Origin of the sequence: Streptomyces sp. NBC_01410, assembly GCF_045040195.1 — a bacterium.
GTDB lineage: Bacteria > Actinomycetota > Actinomycetes > Streptomycetales > Streptomycetaceae > Streptomyces.
In genome coordinates this window covers 2211994-2228628 of the sequence record NZ_CP109530.1, presented here as the reverse complement: position 1 = coordinate 2228628, position 16635 = coordinate 2211994, and the positions used below count along the sequence as shown (strand labels likewise).

General features: G+C 71.3%; 18 protein-coding genes. 13 read left to right on the top strand and 5 right to left on the bottom strand.

Annotated features, from left to right (window positions below):
* The first annotated feature begins 175 nt into the window (after nucleotides 1-175).
* The 3 genes from OG741_RS10310 (at nucleotide 176) to OG741_RS10300 (ending at nucleotide 2217) form a co-directional block, all read left to right on the top strand.
* Entirely contained in the window at nucleotides 176-1114 is a 939-nt protein-coding gene (locus OG741_RS10310) for a PAC2 family protein (RefSeq protein ID WP_405596480.1), read from the top strand.
* 23 nt (nucleotides 1115-1137) lie between these two features.
* Nucleotides 1138-1755 carry a dephospho-CoA kinase gene (coaE, locus tag OG741_RS10305; protein WP_405596479.1) on the top strand — a complete coding sequence of 206 codons (618 nt, stop codon included), beginning with the start codon at nucleotides 1138-1140 and terminating at the stop codon, nucleotides 1753-1755.
* A 93-nt stretch (nucleotides 1756-1848) separates the two neighbouring features.
* Nucleotides 1849-2217: a tetratricopeptide repeat protein gene (locus OG741_RS10300; RefSeq protein WP_405596478.1), complete on the top strand. Its 369-nt coding sequence runs from the start codon at nucleotides 1849-1851 to the stop codon at nucleotides 2215-2217.
* A gap of 33 nt (nucleotides 2218-2250) precedes the next feature.
* Here the strand turns inward: OG741_RS10300 and OG741_RS10295 are convergent, their stop codons facing one another.
* Nucleotides 2251-2535, bottom strand: a complete 285-nt coding sequence (locus OG741_RS10295; protein WP_266478994.1) for a DUF6343 family protein — start codon at nucleotides 2533-2535, stop codon at nucleotides 2251-2253.
* 95 nt (nucleotides 2536-2630) lie between these two features.
* On the opposite strand from OG741_RS10295, the gene OG741_RS10290 reads away from it, so the two are divergent.
* From OG741_RS10290 to OG741_RS10265, 6 genes are all read left to right on the top strand, one after another.
* Nucleotides 2631-3548 carry an acyltransferase domain-containing protein gene (locus tag OG741_RS10290; RefSeq protein WP_405596477.1) on the top strand — a complete coding sequence of 306 codons (918 nt, stop codon included), beginning with the start codon at nucleotides 2631-2633 and terminating at the stop codon, nucleotides 3546-3548.
* Between the two features lie 153 nt (nucleotides 3549-3701).
* Nucleotides 3702-4151 carry a DoxX family protein gene (locus OG741_RS10285; RefSeq protein WP_405596476.1) on the top strand — a complete coding sequence of 150 codons (450 nt, stop codon included), beginning with the start codon at nucleotides 3702-3704 and terminating at the stop codon, nucleotides 4149-4151.
* Between the two features lie 167 nt (nucleotides 4152-4318).
* On the top strand, nucleotides 4319-5326 hold the full coding sequence (locus OG741_RS10280) for a slipin family protein (protein ID WP_405596475.1): 1008 nt from the start codon (nucleotides 4319-4321) through the stop codon (nucleotides 5324-5326).
* Between the two features lie 121 nt (nucleotides 5327-5447).
* Complete coding sequence (locus tag OG741_RS10275; protein WP_405596474.1) at nucleotides 5448-8315, top strand: DEAD/DEAH box helicase; 2868 nt, start codon at nucleotides 5448-5450, stop codon at nucleotides 8313-8315.
* Nucleotides 8312-9574, top strand: coding sequence for an SWIM zinc finger family protein (locus OG741_RS10270; RefSeq protein ID WP_405596473.1), 1263 nt, complete (start codon nucleotides 8312-8314; stop codon nucleotides 9572-9574). The genes OG741_RS10275 and OG741_RS10270 overlap by 4 nt, the downstream gene beginning before the upstream one ends.
* A gap of 174 nt (nucleotides 9575-9748) precedes the next feature.
* Nucleotides 9749-10126, top strand: coding sequence for a hypothetical protein (locus OG741_RS10265; RefSeq protein ID WP_405596472.1), 378 nt, complete (start codon nucleotides 9749-9751; stop codon nucleotides 10124-10126).
* Nucleotides 10127-10162: 36 nt separating this feature from the next.
* On the opposite strand, the gene OG741_RS10260 is transcribed toward OG741_RS10265, so the two are convergent.
* Nucleotides 10163-10696, bottom strand: a complete 534-nt coding sequence (locus OG741_RS10260) for a hypothetical protein (RefSeq protein WP_405596471.1) — start codon at nucleotides 10694-10696, stop codon at nucleotides 10163-10165.
* Between the two features lie 183 nt (nucleotides 10697-10879).
* On the opposite strand from OG741_RS10260, the gene OG741_RS10255 reads away from it, so the two are divergent.
* Entirely contained in the window at nucleotides 10880-12061 is a 1182-nt protein-coding gene (locus tag OG741_RS10255; protein WP_405596470.1) for a cytochrome P450, read from the top strand.
* A gap of 28 nt (nucleotides 12062-12089) precedes the next feature.
* On the opposite strand, the gene OG741_RS10250 is transcribed toward OG741_RS10255, so the two are convergent.
* Nucleotides 12090-12545: a DUF3574 domain-containing protein gene (locus OG741_RS10250; protein WP_405605496.1), complete on the bottom strand. Its 456-nt coding sequence runs from the start codon at nucleotides 12543-12545 to the stop codon at nucleotides 12090-12092.
* 12 nt (nucleotides 12546-12557) lie between these two features.
* On the opposite strand from OG741_RS10250, the gene OG741_RS10245 reads away from it, so the two are divergent.
* Nucleotides 12558-13919 carry an amidohydrolase gene (locus OG741_RS10245; protein ID WP_405596469.1) on the top strand — a complete coding sequence of 454 codons (1362 nt, stop codon included), beginning with the start codon at nucleotides 12558-12560 and terminating at the stop codon, nucleotides 13917-13919.
* Between the two features lie 139 nt (nucleotides 13920-14058).
* Complete coding sequence (locus tag OG741_RS10240) at nucleotides 14059-14508, top strand: chaplin (protein ID WP_405596468.1); 450 nt, start codon at nucleotides 14059-14061, stop codon at nucleotides 14506-14508.
* On the opposite strand, the gene OG741_RS10235 is transcribed toward OG741_RS10240, so the two are convergent.
* Both OG741_RS10235 and OG741_RS10230 read right to left on the bottom strand, forming a co-directional pair.
* Nucleotides 14505-15161 carry a DUF2293 domain-containing protein gene (locus tag OG741_RS10235; protein WP_405596467.1) on the bottom strand — a complete coding sequence of 219 codons (657 nt, stop codon included), beginning with the start codon at nucleotides 15159-15161 and terminating at the stop codon, nucleotides 14505-14507. The genes OG741_RS10240 and OG741_RS10235 overlap by 4 nt on opposite strands.
* Before the next feature lie 135 nt (nucleotides 15162-15296).
* Complete coding sequence (locus OG741_RS10230; protein WP_405596466.1) at nucleotides 15297-15755, bottom strand: hypothetical protein; 459 nt, start codon at nucleotides 15753-15755, stop codon at nucleotides 15297-15299.
* A gap of 94 nt (nucleotides 15756-15849) precedes the next feature.
* On the opposite strand from OG741_RS10230, the gene OG741_RS10225 reads away from it, so the two are divergent.
* Entirely contained in the window at nucleotides 15850-16581 is a 732-nt protein-coding gene (locus OG741_RS10225) for a hypothetical protein (RefSeq protein WP_266477544.1), read from the top strand.
* The last annotated feature ends 54 nt before the right edge of the window (nucleotides 16582-16635 follow it).

Sequence of the window (16635 nt, the reverse complement as noted above, 5' to 3'; positions counted from 1 at the left end):
GAAAGTAAGGCCCGCTCCCCCTGGGGAGCGGGCCTTACTTTCGTTATGGCGTACCCCCCTGGGGGGAACTGGGTCTCCGCGGCGATGTGTTCGGCGATGTGTTCATCGCGTGAGGTGGGAATGTCCGTGCGTCACCGGTCGTTCTTGTCTACGAACACGAGGAGGAGCGGTAATCGTGCTTGATCCGCAGGGTTTGTACGAATGGGAGCCGAAGGGCCTCGCCGTCGTCGACATGGCGCTGGCGCAGGAGTCCGCAGGCCTGGTCATGCTGTATCACTTCGAGGGATACATCGACGCGGGGGAGACCGGCGAGCAGATCGTCGACAACCTGCTGGACACTCTGCCGCACCAGGTGGTGGCCCGCTTCGACCACGACCGGCTGGTGGACTACCGGGCCCGCCGCCCGCTGCTGACCTTCCGGCGGGACCGCTGGAGTGCGTACGAGACCCCGAGCCTGGAGGTCAGGCTCGTCCAGGACGCCACGGGCGCACCGTTCCTGCTGCTGTCCGGCCCCGAGCCGGATGTCGAGTGGGAGCGCTTCTCCGCGGCCGTCGGACAGATCGTCGAGCGGCTCGGAGTGCGGCTCGCGGTCAACTTCCACGGCATCCCGATGGGCGTCCCGCACACCCGCCCCGTCGGCCTCACGCCGCACGGCAACCGCACGGACCTGATGCCGGGCCACCGCAGCCCCTTCGACGAGGCCCAGGTACCGGGCAGCGCGGAGTCGCTGGTCGAATACCGCCTGATGGAGTCCGGCCACGACGTCCTCGGTGTGGCGGCCCATGTGCCGCACTATGTCGCCCGCTCCTCCTATCCGGACGCCGCGCTGACCGCACTGGAGGCGATCACGGCCGCCACGGGCCTCGTCCTGCCGGGTATTGCGCATTCGCTGCGTACGGAAGCTCAGCGCACCCAGACCGAGATCGAGCGCCAGATCGGTGAGGGCGACGAGGAGCTGGTGGCCCTGGTCCAGGGCCTTGAGCACCAGTACGACGCGATGGCGGGCGGGGAGAGCAGGGGCAATCTGGTCGCGGAGCCCGTCGACCTGCCGTCCGCCGACGAGATCGGCCGCGAATTCGAACGCTTCCTCGCCGAGCGGGAGGGCGACGCGTAAACGGCTCGCGTAGGCTGCGGGCCATGCTGAAGGTGGGCCTGACCGGCGGAATCGGTGCCGGCAAGAGCGAAGTCTCACGTCTCCTCGAGTCGTACGGAGCCGTGTTGATCGACGCCGACAAGATCGCTCGCGAGGTGGTGGAGCCCGGGACGCCCGGGCTCGCGGCCGTCGTCGAGGCCTTCGGCCCGGAGATTCTCGGCCCCGAGGGCGCGCTGGACCGGCCGAAGCTCGGCTCGATCGTCTTCGCCGACGCCGACCGTCTGGCGACGCTCAACGCGATCCTCCACCCGCTGGTCGGCGCCCGCTCGATGGAGCTGGAGGCGGCGGCCGCGCCGGACGCGGTCGTGATCCATGACGTACCGCTGCTTGCCGAGAACAAGCTGTCGCCGCTCTACGACCTGGTGGTCGTGGTCGACGCCGCACCCGGGACACAGCTGGACCGGTTGGTGCGGCTGCGCGGAATGGCGGAGTCCGAGGCGCGTGCGCGGATGGCCGCGCAGGCCACGCGCGAGCAGCGCCTGGCGATCGCCGATCTGGTCATCGACAACGACGGGCCGTTGGAGCAGCTGGAACCGCAGGTGCGGAAGGTCTGGGCGGAGCTGACGGAGCGGGCCGTCGCCGCCGGGGGCGACTCCCGTTAGGCATCCTCAGTCCGGGCGCGGGGAAGGTGTTTGATCGGAATACCGCTCCCGGAGGCGGTGTTGGAACCGTGGAGTGAGGGGAAGGATGCGACCGTGCCCAAGAGCAATCCGGAGACGCACGTCATCGACTACCGCGCGGCAGAGCAGTTGCTCGCCGCGAGGGATCCGCGCGGCGCCGTGAAGTTGCTGGACTCGGTGATCGCGGCCCACCCCGAGAACACGGCGGCCCGGCTGCTGCGTGCCCGCGCCTTCTTCGCCGCCGCCCAACTGCGCCCGGCCGAGCTCGAGTTCGAGCTGGTCCTGGAGCGCGAGCCGGACAACGCCTTCGCCCACTTCGCCCTGGCCCGCACCTACGAGCGAGCGGGCCGTCCGGAGCAGGCCAAGCGTCACTTCCGGCTGGCGGCGGCGCTCGACCCTAAGCCGGAGTATCTGAAGGCGGCACGCTTCGACGGCGAGGCGTGACCCGACCCGGCTGCGGATGAGCGGAAGACACCCCTAGTGTCCGTGCCGCGGGCGGCGGGGGTTGCCGTGGTCCGGTTCGTAGGGCGGAATGTCGCGGCCCGGCTGCCAGTGCGGGCCCTGGTGGATGTGGTGCAGGACCACGGACAGGTCGACCACGGCGATCAGCAGCACTACGCCGCAGGCCGCCGCCCAGCCCGGGTGGTCCGCGAGGGTGAAGAGCGCGGTGCCCGCTGCGGCCCAGATCAGACCCCATACACTCAGCCCGAGTCGCAGCCGCAGGGGACTGCGCGCAGTCGTCGGTTCACTCCCAGTGCGCATGGCCATCCCATCTCCCACCTCCTAGGATGCACCCGCCTCGGGTCCCGTCCCGGGCGCATTTTCCGCCCAGCCGATCCGGAGGGGAGACGTCACAGGTGACCACCGGGCACGTGGAGCTGCCGGAATCGGACGAGCTGGCCGGCGTGCTGCTCGATCTCGCGGTGCCGCACGAGGACATCAACGAACTCCTCGCGCTCCGGGGCCGGATGACGACGGACCCCGGGCTGCGCAGACTCCTTGAGACGGGCGTCCACAAGCTGGTCCAGGACATGGGCAGGCCGGGCGGTGGCGGGGGGTCGCCACGGATGCCGGAGGGCTCGGGCGCGCAGGCTCGTTTCTTCCCGGTGTACGTGCTGGTCGCGGCGCTGCCGTACGTACGGGCGTACCACCGCGGGCGCCGCGTCCCGGACGACATCTCCCGGCGCACCCTCGCCGATCTCGGCCGGCACATGGCCGTCCACCGCAGACGCCACGGGGTGGGCGGGCTGTCTATCCCGGGCTGGCTGGCCCTGCATTTCCGCGGCGAGATCTACCAGTTGGGGCGACTGCAGTTCCAGCGCTCCCGGCTCGGCAGCCGCGCCGGCGAGGCCGTGCGGGCGGCCGGACTGCCGCTCGGGCCCGAAGACGTGGCCCTGGATGTGCATGTCCCCGGCTTCCTCGGGCCGATCACCCCCGGGGCCTGCGACCGTTCCCTCGCGCTCGCCCGGGAGTTCTTCGCCCGCCACTTCCCCGAGGAGCCGTACCGGATCGCCATGTGCCACTCCTGGCTGCTCGACCCGCAGCTCGCCGAGTATCTGCCGCAGGACTCCAACATCATCGCCTTCCAGAACCGCTTCCGCACGGCGTACGAGATCAAGGAGGCCGACGACGGCGATCCGGTCGGCTTCGTGTTCGGCGACCCGAAGCTGCCGCCGGACACGCTGCCGCGCCGCACGACGCTGGAGCGGGCGATCGGCGACCATCTAAGGGCGGGCCGTCACTGGTATCAGGGACACGGCTGGTTCGAGATCTGAGCCGGGACGAGAGCCGTCCCGGGGTCCCAAGGATGCTGCGGGGACCCGGAGTTGAAGATTTTCACGTTGGCGTCCGGGGGAGCGATGAGTCCTGGGCCCCTTCGCCGTCTACCTCTCGAAAGCACCTCGGAACGCTTACCGGAGGAGACCCTCATGTCCGCCACAGCCCCCGCCACCGCCTCGAACACCGCCGCCGTCACCACATCCGGAACCACGCTGAGCCGCCGGTCGCACCTCGCGGTGCGCACGCTGCAGATCGTGCTCGCGCTGTTCATGGCGATCCCGAGCGCCGCGCCCAAGCTCATCGGCCACTCCTCCGCGGCGGAGTCCTTCGACAAGATCGGTTTCGGCGACTGGTTCATGTATCTGACGGGCGGTCTGGAGCTGGTGGGCGCGATCGCGCTGGTCATCCCGATCCTTTCCGGTCTATCTGCGCTCGCTTTCATGGGCCTGATGATCGGCGCCTTCATCACCCAGGTGACCGTCTTCGACGGTCAGTACGCGATCACACCCGTCATCCTCTTCGTCATCTTCGGCGGGATCGCCTGGGTGCGCCGCAACCACACGGCGGAGCTCGTCGCCCTCGTCCGCAAGCGCCTCTGAGCCCGATCAGGGTCGGATCCCGCGCAGGAAAAGCCGCACCCCGTCAGGGTGCGGCTTTCCTTCGTAGGCGGAGCGTCCTGACTGTCGAGGGCTAGAGGCTCGACCCGGGGGGTATACCAGACATACCGTAGTAATAGGACCCGGCTCGGACGGCAGGGGGTGCCCCGATGGTCGAAGAGCTGGTGGTTGCAGGCGTAGCCGTCGCGTCCGGAGCCGCGGTGTACGCGATGGCGGCCGCCAAGGTGATCAAGCAGTACGAACGGGGTGTCGTCCTCCGCCTCGGCCGGCTGCGAAGCCAGGTGCGCGCCCCGGGATTCACCATGATCGTTCCGATCGTGGACCGGCTTCACAAGGTCAACATGCAGATCGTGACGATGCCGGTGCCCGCGCAGGACGGCATCACCCGGGACAACGTGACGGTGCGCGTCGACGCGGTGATCTACTTCAAGGTCGTGGACGCCGCGGACGCGGTGGTCCAGGTGGAGGACTACCGGTTCGCGGTCTCGCAGATGGCGCAGACCTCGCTGCGGTCGATCATCGGCAAGAGCGATCTGGACGATCTGCTGTCGAACCGCGAAAAGCTCAACCAGGGCCTGGAATTGATGATCGACAGCCCCGCCATGGGGTGGGGCGTGCAGATCGACCGGGTCGAGATCAAGGACGTGTCCCTGCCCGAGGCCATGAAGCGCTCGATGGCGCGGCAGGCCGAGGCGGACCGTGAGCGGCGGGCGAGGGTCATCAACGCCGACGCGGAGCTGCAGGCCTCCAAGAAGCTGGCCGCAGCGGCCGGAGTGATGTCCGCGCAGCCGGCAGCGCTTCAACTCCGGCTCCTGCAGACCGTGGTGGCCGTCGCGGCGGAGAAGAACTCCACGCTGGTGCTGCCGTTCCCGGTCGAGTTGCTGCGCTTCCTCGAGCGCGCCCAGCAGCCTGGGCAACAGCAGCCCGCGCAACAGCCTGCGGCCGAGCAGCCCGCCCAGGTCACCAAGGGGGAGCAGGAGGAGCCGCCTGCCGTCGAGGCGGGGTCCGGCGAGCCCTCGTCCGGGGAGATCGAGGCGGGGTCGGCCGAGCCGCCGGCCGTGGAGTCGGGAGCCGAGAAGGTGCCCGAGGCGGAGACGGCGCCCGGAACCGCCGCGGATCCGGCGCCCGTCGAGCTGCCGCTGCCGCCTGCGGCATGACCGAGGCGGGTCCGGGGCAGGAGTCGTCGGAGTCCGTTGTCAGACCCCCGCCGTAAGGTCGTAGATCAGTGCTGCGGCAGTTCGCTGCCGACGCTGACGACCTGCGGGAGGGAGGTGCCCCATGACGTCCGGCGTGCCGAATCCGTATCCGTACCGCCCGGAGACGCTGCGCACCTGCGCCGCGCTCTTCCTCCCTGCGGGCCTGCCGCGCGAGGGCCGGGTGGCCTTCTGGGACCCCGAGGGCGACCGGCTCCAGGACGCGACCGACGAGCTCACCGTCGTACGCCGCGACGGCACGGACATCCGCAGCACTCCCGTCCCCGCCGTGCTGCTGCCCGTCTCCGAGGCCCTGCCGCTGCTCACCCGCGCCCGCCACGACCCGGCGGCGCACCCCGCCGCCGCCTGCTGGGGCGCGGCCGCTCTGCACGCTCTTCATCTGGCGGCGCGCGGCAGGCTGCTGCCCGGGCTGACGGCGACCGATCATGACGCGTGGCGCGCGGGGCCCCTGGACGCGGACGACATCGCCCAGCTGCGGGCGATCGCCGCCGCCATGCCGTACGAAGCGCATGCGGCCCCCGTCGCCGGGCCGACTCCGCCCCGGCTGCACGAGCCGGAAGCGCTCGTCCGGTTCTTCTTCGACGCGGTGGCCGACACCCTGCCGCGCACCCCTGCCGCCGCGTACGCCGCGGGGGCACCGTTCGCGGCCGCGGCTCCGCAGCATCTGCCCCGGGCGCGGGAGTGGGCCGCGGAAGCCGCCGCGGGCATGGACGCGGGCGTGCGGGTCTCGCTCCGCCTCGACCTGTCCGCGTACGACCTCTTCGACACGGCGGACGCGCCGGTCACGACAGACGGGGCGGACGACGAGGCGGAGGACGCCGCGTCGGAGGACGGCGCCCGGCGCAATGCCGGCGCGGCCCTTGTCCAGGTGCACAGCCTCGCCGACCCGACGCTCGTCATCGACGCGGCCCGGCTGTGGGCAGGCGACGGCGACGAGAGCTTCGGGCCGCGCGCCCGGATCGACGCGGTGCTGGCGCTGCGCCGCGCCGCCCGGGTCTGGCCGCCGCTCGCCCGTCTGCTGGAGCGGGCCGTGCCCGATGTGCTGCCGCTGACCGAGGACGAGCTGTACGAACTGCTCGGACCGGGGGCGGCGCGGCTGGCCGCGGCCGGGGTGGCCGTGCACTGGCCCAAGGAGCTGGCGCGTACCCTCTCGGCCGCCGCGGTGGTGCGCTCGGCGCCCGGCTCGGCGACCGACGGCACACCGTTCTTCGACAGCGAGGAACTCCTCAAGTTCAACTGGCAGCTGGCGCTCGACGGCGATCCGCTGACCGAGCGTGAGATGGATGCACTGGCCGAGTCGCACCGCCCGATCGTGCGGCTGCGGGACCAGTGGGTGGTGGTCGACCCCGATCTCGTACGCAAGGCGCGCAAGCGGGAGCTCGGGCTGCTGCAGCCCGTCGACGCGCTGGCCGTGGCACTGACCGGGACCGCCGAAGTGGACGGCGAAACGGTGGAGGCGGTGCCGACGGGCGCGCTGGCGAGCCTGCGCGACCGGCTCGTCGCGGCCTCGACCCCCGTCGCAGCCCCGTCCGGCCTCGCCGCCACCCTGCGCGACTACCAGCTGCGCGGTCTGGCCTGGCTGGACCTGATGACCTCGCTCGGGCTCGGCGGCTGTCTCGCGGACGACATGGGTCTCGGCAAGACCGTCACGCTGATCGCCCTCCACCTCCACCGTGACCGCGGGGCCCCCACGCTGGTGGTCTGCCCGGCCTCGCTGCTCGGCAACTGGCAGCGGGAGATCGAGCGCTTCGCCCCCGGCGTGCCCGTGCACCGCTTCCACGGCGCCGACCGCACCCTGCCCGCGCTCGACGGCGGCTTCGTCCTCACCACGTACGGCACGATGCGTACGAGCGCGGAGCAACTGGCCGCGCACACCTGGGGGATGGTCGTCGCCGACGAGGCCCAGCACGTCAAGAACCCTTTCTCCGCGACGGCCAAGGCCCTGCGCACGATCCCGGCCCCCGCCAGGGTCGCCCTCACCGGCACGCCCGTGGAGAACAACCTCTCCGAGCTGTGGGCCCTGCTGGACTGGACGACCCCGGGGCTGCTGGGCCCGCTCAAGGCCTTCCGCTCGCGCCACGCACGCCTGGTGGAGAACGGCGAGGACGAGGACGCCGTCGAGCGGCTGTCCCGGCTGGTCCGCCCCTTCCTCCTGCGACGCAAGAAATCCGATCCGGGCATCGTGCCGGAGCTGCCGCCGAAGACCGAGTCGGATCATCCTGTCGCGCTCACCCGCGAGCAGGCTTCCCTGTACGAGGCGGTCGTACGGGAGGCGATGGCGGCGATCGAGGGCGCGGAGGGGATCGCCCGGCGCGGGCGCGTGATGAAGCTGCTCACCGGGCTCAAGCAGATCTGCAACCATCCGGCGCAGTTCCTGAAGGAGGACACGGCGAGGCTGTCGGGCCGCTCCGGCAAGCTGTCCCTCCTCGACGAGCTCGTGGAGACGATCATCTCGGAGGACGGCTCGGTCCTGGTCTTCACCCAGTACGTCTCGATGGCGCGCATCCTGTCGGCGCACCTGACCTCCAGGGCCATCCCGTCCCAACTCCTGCACGGCGGAACGCCGGTGGCCGAGCGCGAGCGCATGGTGGACCGCTTCCAGTCCGGCGAGGTTCCGGTCTTTCTCCTGTCCCTCAAGGCGGCGGGCACCGGACTGAATCTGACCCGGGCGGGCCATGTCATCCACTTCGACCGCTGGTGGAACCCGGCCGTCGAAGAACAGGCGACGGACCGGGCGTACCGCATCGGCCAGACGCAGCCCGTGCAGGTCCACCGACTGATCGCCGAGGGCACGGTGGAGGACCGCATCGCCGAAATGCTCGCGTCCAAGAGGGCCTTGGCCGACGCGGTCCTGGGCTCCGGTGAGGCGGCGCTGACCGAGCTGACCGACCGTGAGCTGGCCGACCTCGTCTCGCTGCGGAGGCAGTCATGACACCGCGCACCCCGGCCCGGTTCGCCGACTCCCGCCACGAGGACCGCCGGCGGACGTTCCCCGCCCTTCAACCCCTCGAAGGCGAGGATTTCGCGTCCAGCTGGTGGGGCAACGCCTGGGTGGAGGCGCTGGAGGACACGGCACTGGACCGCAACCGCCTCACCCGGGGCCGTGCCTATGCGCGCCGTGGCCATGTCGACGCGATCACGGTCACGCCGGGCCGGGTCATGGCGTACGTCCACGGCACCAGACCGCGCCCGTACCGCACGGAGATCCGCCTGCGCACGCTCACCGACGGGGACTGGGGCGACTTCCTGGCGACCGCGGCGGCCCGGCCCGACCACATCGCGGCGCTGCTCGACAAGGATGTGCCGCACGCCCTGGCGAGCGTGGCGGACCTGCTGCCCACGCCCGGCGACCTGATTCCCGACTGCTCCTGCCCGGACGACGGTTACCCGTGCAAGCACGCGGCCGCGCTCTGCTACCAGACGGCGAGGCTGCTCGACGAGGACCCGTTCGTGCTCTTCCTGATGCGGGGCCGCGGCGAACGCGAAATCCTCGCCGACCTCTCCCATCGCAACGCCACCCGGTCCGCGGCCGAACGCACCGGAGCCGCCTCCGGCACCCCCGTGCCGACGGTCCCGGCGAGCGAGGCCCTCGCCGCCCGACCGCTCCCGCCCCTGCCGCCGCCGTTCGCCCCGCCGGCCCACCCGGGCCGCCCCCCGGCGTACCCGCAGACACCGGGCGCACCCGATCCCCTTGCCCTGGACCTCCTCGCCACCGAGGCGGCCGCCCGCGCCCACACCCTTCTCACCACCGGCACCGACCCCGTCGCCCAGCTCACCCAGTGGCAGGACGCGGTCCGCCTGGCCGCCGCCCACCCCGGCTCCGGCCTTACCGCATCGACCCGCGCCCTCTACCGGGACCTGGCCGTGGCCACCGACCACACCCCCACCGATCTGGCCCGCGCAGTGGCCGCCTGGCGGCAGGGCGGCCTCGCGGCCCTCGCCGTACTCGAAGAGCCCTGGGACCCACCGGCGGGCCCCTTCGACCGCGCGCGCCCCGCCCTGATCGCGGCGGACTTCCCGCACTTCCGCCCCTGGCGCAACCACCTCTCCACCCGGTCACTCCAGCTCCGCTTCGGCCGCGACGGCCTCTGGTACGGCTACGAGTCCGACCCGGACCGCGAGGACTGGTGGCCGCGCGGCACCCCCGACGCCGACCCGGTGGGAGCACTCACCGCACTGCTCGGCAGGTGAGTCGGCACCGCCACCGCCCGCGCACCAACCGGGTCATTCGTAATCCGCTCGACGGCGCCGGCTCCTGCCTGCCAGGCTTCACGTCATGCGTACCAAGCGACGGGGACGTTTCACGGCAGCCGACTTCTAGATCGGCCACGCCGGAAGTACCGGCGGGCCGGCCGAGGTCTGCCCATGTCCTGCACTGTCCACCACGTCCCCCTCAAACACCGCGCCACGAGCTGGTGGTCCACCCGCCCCGGCCCGTGGACGGCGCACGCCATCACGGAACTCCGCTACTCTCACGCCGAGTTGGACGTGTTCCGCGGCCTCGGCCGCCGCCCCATGCCGCGCCGTATCGTCCGCGGCTTCGCCTCGTACGAGTATCCGCGCGCCATCGGCGTGCCGGTCTCGGGCCGCACCTGTCGGGAGGCCGCCGCCCGCGCAGCGCTGCGCGATTTCTGTACGTCGGCGGTCAAGCAGCTCCGTGCTGCCAACGATCTGCGCGAAACCGCCGAGGACCTCGACCACCCGCCGACCCGCCATCGCCACGGCTGTATCTGGGACGGCTAGACATAGGGCAGTTGGGCGCCAACGGGGCCCGGCGGGTCACAAGCCCTCCGCCCAGCTGATCAGCGCAGCGAAGTCCTCCTCCCGCAGCCCCCGCCGTGGATGGATCCGCAGCAGCAGCGCGGGTGCGTCGTGGTGGGTCGCGACGTGTGCCGTGTCCAGGTTCGTGATCATGTCGTCGACCCAGGCGAACGGGCGGCCCGCCGCCCAATCCAGCAGCGGCCGGGTCTTCCAGTACAGCCCGTCCGGGTCCTTGGCGAAGAGTTCCGGCCACTCGATCACCGGGAGGTCGGCGGGCAGGCCGGTGCCCGGGGCGATCATGGTGTTGGCCTCGTGCATCCAGGTGGTCGCCCAGGCCAGTTCGAAGGGGAGGCCGGTCAATCGTGGGCCGTGGGCCGGGTTGAGACGGATGCGCAGGCCCCGGCGGTGGCGGCGGGAGCCCGGGGGCTGGCGGGAGAGCCAGTACGAGGGGTGCAGGCGGTGTGTCGCGTAGCCGCGCAGGCGCGGCAGACGCGCCGCGTACGGGTTGAGGGGGCCGTCTACGTCGAGAAGGAGCAGTGGGCGATCCGTCATGGGGAAGAACTGCCCACTGCGGGGCCGGAATACGGCGGTCGCGTCGCTTTGCGCCACCCGCCCGCCCGTGAACCGTCCCGGGGGACCGCGGCCCTGCCCGCTCAGCGACGCCCTCACCCACTGCCTCAGCGGGAACTTCGCCTGACCGGACCGGTGTTGGTCGACGCTGTCTAGGGTGGGGCCATGGCTTTTCAAGATCCAACGAGCGAGCTGTCGGCCGATCCGTACGCCGCGTACGGGCGGCTCCGTGAGGCGGGCCCTGTGCACCGCATCGCCGGGACGGACGGGCTGCCCGCCTGGCTGGTCACCCGCTACGACGACGTACGACAGGCACTTGCCGATCCCCGGCTCTCCCTGGACAAGCGCAACGCGGCCCCCGGCGGCTACCGGGGGCTCGCGCTGCCGCCGGCGCTGGACGCGAACCTGCTCAACATGGACCCGCCGGACCACACCCGTATCCGGCGGCTGGTGTCCCGCGCGTTCACCCCGCGCCGTATCGCGCAGTTGCGCGAGCCGATCCGGAAGACGGCCGATCAGCTGCTGGACGCCATCGCCCCGCACGGCCGCGCCGACCTCATAGCCTCGTACGCGGCGCCGCTGCCGATCACCGTCATCTGTGACCTGCTCGGCGTGGCCTCGCAGGACCGGTGCGATTTCCGGGTCTGGACCGATGTCCTGGTTGCCCCGGACCCTGCCGAGCCGTCACGGGCGAAGGAAGCGATCGGCGCCCTGCTGGCGTTCTTCACCCGGCTCATCGCCCGCAAGCGGACCAGCCCGGCCGACGACCTGCTCTCCGCTCTGATCGCGGTACGCGATGAGGAAGACTGGCTGAGCGAGGACGAGTTGATGTCCCTGGCCTTCCTCATCCTCTTCGCCGGATACGAGAACACCGTCCACCTCATCGGCAACGCCACCCTGGCCCTGCTCAGCCATCCCGACCAGCTGGACGCGTTGCGCTCCGACCCCGCCCGACTGGGCGGCGCCGTCGAGGAGTTCGCCCGCTACGACGGCCCCGTCCCGCTGGCCATACGCCGCTTCCCCACCGAGGACATCACCATCGGCGGGGTCGTGATCCCGGCGGGCGAGACCGTCCTGCTGTCGCTCGCAGCCGCCCACCGCGACCCGCACCGTTTCACCGAGCCCGACCGCCTCGACATCGGCCGCGACGCGACCGGTCACCTCGCCCTCGGCCACGGCATCCACTACTGCCTGGGTGCGCCCCTGGCCCGGCTGGAGACGGAGATCGCGCTGGCCGCGCTGCTGGAGCGGTTTCCGCGGCTGGAGCTCGACGTCCCGTACGGCGAACTGCGGTGGCGGCCCTCGATGCGTGCCCGAGGGCTGCTTGCCCTGCCCGTACGCTACTGACTCAGAAGTCCGCTTCGGGAGTCGGCCATCAGAAGTCGGCGAGCGTCGGCTCGTCGAGGCGGGCCACGGAGTCCTGTACGTACGCCTTGATGTACGCCTCCCGGATCTTCTCGATCAGCGGGCCGCGCCTCATGGCCTCCCCGGCCGGATAGAGCAGGATCAGCTCGTACGAACGCTCCTTCTCGATGGTGCCGTTGGAGTCCCGCCACTGCCCGCGGCCGTCCTGGATCGTCAGCCCGGACGGAAAGCTCGGCGTGACCCGGCTGTCGACGAAGGGGTGCGCTGTTTCGCGGTGGGCACGGGGGAAGGTCCCTTCGTTCGGGGGTCCGCACGGCGGGCTGCCACGTGCGCACCCACTGTGGCAAGCGGCCCGCGCGGCATCCCGCCGCGACGCCAACTTCGGCCGGATACCACCCACATGAGCGGCCGGACGAGGCCCGGCGTCCCGGAGTTGGCCGACACACTGAGAACCCCAGGACGTCAGAGGGAGGACCAGATGGTTGCTGCGGACGCAGTCCCGCCCGCCGATCTTGTCATCGAGGGGTGCATCGCCCTCGTACACGGCGAGCAGGGCGAGATCGACTTCGTCGAGGACGCGGCCGTCGTCGTACGCGGCCCGGTCATCGAGGCCGTCACCTCCGCGCGCGCCGCCGCCGAAATCCCCGCCGTCGAGCGCATCGACGGCCGGGGACAGCTCGCCATGCCCGGGCTGATCAACTGCCACACCCACTCACCGATGGTGGCGCTGCGCGGAATTGCCGAGGACATGCCGGTGGAGGAGTGGTTCAACGACTGGATCTGGCCCATCGAGTCCAACCTCACCGACCGGGTCGTCGAGCTGGGGGCGCGGCTCGCCTGCGCCGAGATGATCAGGGGCGGGGTGACGGCCTTCGCCGATCACTACTTCGCGATGGACAGGGTCGCCGCCGCGGTGCGGGACAGCGGGCTGCGGGCCAGTCTCGGCCGGGCGTACTTCTCCAGCCAAGGCACCGAGGGGCGGGAGCAGTCGCTCGACTTCGCGCTGCGGATGCGGGGTGCGGCCGACGGTCGGATCACCACGTCACTGGCTCCGCATGCGCCGTACACCGTGGACGACGACGATCTCGCGATCACCGCCGTGCTCGCGCGCGAGCACGGGCTGCTGGTGCACATCCACGCCGCCGAGAACAAGGCGCAGACGGACAACAGCCTTGCGCGGTGCGGGCGTACGCCCGTCGAGGTGCTGGAACGGGCCGGGCTGCTGGAGGTGGACATCCTCATCGCGCACGGTACCGGGATCACCGAGAAGGACCTGGCCGTGTTGAGGCGGGGCGGCGGGCGGATCGCCGTCGCCAGTGCGCCGAAGGGGTATCTCAAGTTCGCCTGGGACACGACGCCGATCCGGGCCCTCGCGTCCGCCGGGATTCCCGTCGGGCTCGCCACGGACGGGGCCGCGTCGAACAACACCCTCGATGTGTGGGAGAGCATGGCGCTCACGGCGCTGGTGCAGAAATCCGTCGAGGGCGACCCGGCCTGGCTGACCGCCCGGCAGGCGCTCGATCACGCCACGACGCAGAGCGCACGGGCCATCGGGTTCGGCGACCAGATCGGCGCGCTCGCGCCAGGGCGGCGGGCGGATCTGATCCTGGTGGATCTCAGCGGGCCGCACACGCAGCCGCTGCACGACATCGCGGCGACTCTGGTGCACAGCGCGAGCTCCGGGGACGTACGCACCACCGTCGTCGACGGGCGGGTGCTGATGCGGGACCGGCGTCTGCTGACGGTCGACGTGCCCGCCGTCGCGGCCGAACTCACCGAGCGGCTGCCCGCGTTGACCGAACGCCGCAAGGGCCGTCGTGTCCAGGACTACAACGGGTAGTCCGCGCCGCGCGGGATAGTTCGACAATCCGTCCACTCGATTGAGTGAAAGAACGATTGCCCCAAACCTGAATGGCCTCATGAACGTTGGTTCGGGTGCGGGCGAGTGCCCGCGAACTTCTCCTGAAGGCAGGGAACCCATGAGGCAGGTTCACCGAAAGGCTCTGGCCACCGTGATGCTCACGGGTGGCGCGCTCGCCATGGCCGGGCACGCGCACGCCGACTCCAACGGGGACGGCGGGGCGGCCCGTTCGCCCGGGCTGCTGACCGGCAACACGGTGCAAATTCCGGTGAATGTCCCCGTCAACGTCTGCGGGAACACCGTCAATGCCGTCGGAGCGCTGAACCCGGCCGCCGGGAACTCCTGCGCCAGCACCCCCGGCAAGCCGCCCGTCCGCCCGCGGCCCGCCACCCCGCCGAAGCCCGCCGCGCCCCACACCTCCACACCTGCGCCGACCCCTGGACCCCCGGTGGGCCTCGCAGACACCGGCGCCGGACCCGGGACCGCCCTCGCCGCGCCCGCGGGTGCCGCCCTGCTGCTCGGCGGAATCGTCCTCTACCGCCGCGCCCGGTCCGCCGGCACCCGCTAAGGCGCAGGCCGGGACCAGGACGCCAGTACCCCTTCGATCACCGCCGCCACCCGGGCCCGCGCCTCGTGGCGGGCGACGCCGGACATCAGCAGGGTGTCGTACTCCGTGTCGAGATGCCGTACGGAAGCCCGCACCGCGGCCGTGACCGCCCCCTCCTCCAGGGAACGGCCCGCCGCGGTGCGGCCCACTCTCCCGCTGCCGCGGGCCGAAGCGTGCGCCGCGACATCCTGAGCCCGGGCGGGCGGACAGCCCGGGAACAGCCGCAGGATCTCCGCCGCGAACGAGGCCGTGAACCGCACGTCCTCGGCAGCCCGGCGCACCGCGTCCCGCTCCCGGCGCCGCGCCCGGGCGTCCGCGTCGGCCAGGCACGCCGACTCGGCGCGGGCCAGCGCCGCCTCCTCGACGAGCAGCCCCTGGCGTTCGTACCGCTTGCGGCGGCGGCTGAAGCGGACCACGACCGCGCACAGCGAACTCGCCTCGCGGGCCCGCCGGGTGAGTGCCGCGCTGCCCCGCGGAAGGAACACGAGATGTGCGAGGTCGGCGCAGTCCAGGCAGACCGGCGCGTTGAACTCCAGCAGATGCATGGGCAGCGGCCCCTGACGGCACTCCGCGCAGTGCCGCCCCTTCAGCGGCTGCATCACCACCAGGTCCATGTACCCTCCGCTCCCATGACGCCGCGCTGTGCCGTACTCGACGACTACCAGGATGTCGCGCTCTCCATGGCCGACTGGTTCCAGGGGCCGTCGAGGACATCGCGGCTCATCTCGCAGGCCGGCCCGTCCGGTTGCTCAGCGCACGCCCGGCGCCGCCGCGCCGATGAACTCGGACAGCGTCTCGCGGGCCTGCTCCGAACGCTGCGAGCGGTCCGCCTCGTCCGGTGCCTCGTGCATGCAGTTCGTGACCTCGAAGGCGGACGCGGCCAGTTCGAGCGCCTGGGTGTCGTCGCAGACCAACTGGACGCGGATCAGCGCCTGATGGGCGGTGGAGCGCAGCCGGTAGGAGTCGATGCGCGCCCCCTCGGCCAGCGCGCTGCCCGGTGACTCCTGGGCCCGGTGCCAGCGGTCGTTCTGGCCGCGCCGGTAGTCGACGAGCGCGCCGGCGAAGGCGCTGTAGGCGGAGATCCGCTCCTGGCGCAGCTGTTCGGCGCGGTTGAGGGCGGCGGTGCGCTCGGCCGTGTGGCGCTGGAAGAAATGCGTGGCCACCGAGCCGAGCAGCGTGCCGATGACCGCGATGACGGCTGTCTCCATGGTGCGAACTCCCCGAGGGATCTGAGCCGGTGACGGAGGTGAGGGATGAATAATCGTTCGAGTGTGCGTGTGCCGTCTTGATACCTTGATCGACGTGGCGAAACTCAATCAGATCATCGCAGTCGAGAAAGGCGTCAAGTCCAAGGCGCACCAGGACCTGACGGCCGCCCATCACGGGCTCCAGAAGCCCGCGCTGCTGGCCGGAATCTCGCGTACGTACCAGGCCAAGGACGAGGAGGGCGAGCAGCTGCCGCCCGAGTCCACGCGAGTCCAGGTCAAGGCCGAGGACGTGCTGCGCGAGACCGCGAAGACGCTGACCCGGCTGTTCGACGTGACCGCCACGAAGGACTGGGCCAACTGCGCGGCGCGTGCCGATGTGACCGTGGACGGACGCGTCCTGGTGAGCGATGTCCCGGTCGCGTATCTCCTCTTCCTGGAGAAGCAGCTCACCGACATCAACACCTTTGTGCGCAAGCTCCCGGTGCTCGACGCCTCGGAGTCGTGGACGCAGGACCCGTCGACGGACGCCTGGAAGACGGAGGCGGTGCGCACGCTCCGTACGAAGAAGGTGCCGCGCAACCATGTGAAGGCCGAGGCGACGGAGAAGCACCCGGCGCAGGTCGAGGTGTACTACGAGGACATACCGGTCGGTTACTGGACGACGGTGAAGTTCTCCGGAGCGCTGCCGGCCCGGCGGGTGAACGAGTTGCTGGAGCGCGTGGAGAAGCTTCAGCAGGCTGTGAAGTTCGCCCGCGAGGAGGCCAACGGCGCGGAGGTCACCGACCAGCGGGTGGGTGACGCCGTGTTCGGCTACCTGTTCGGGTAGCCTCAATGACTCCCCGTCCGTCTGTGTGCGGGCGGGGTGCGCGAGGAGCGCAAG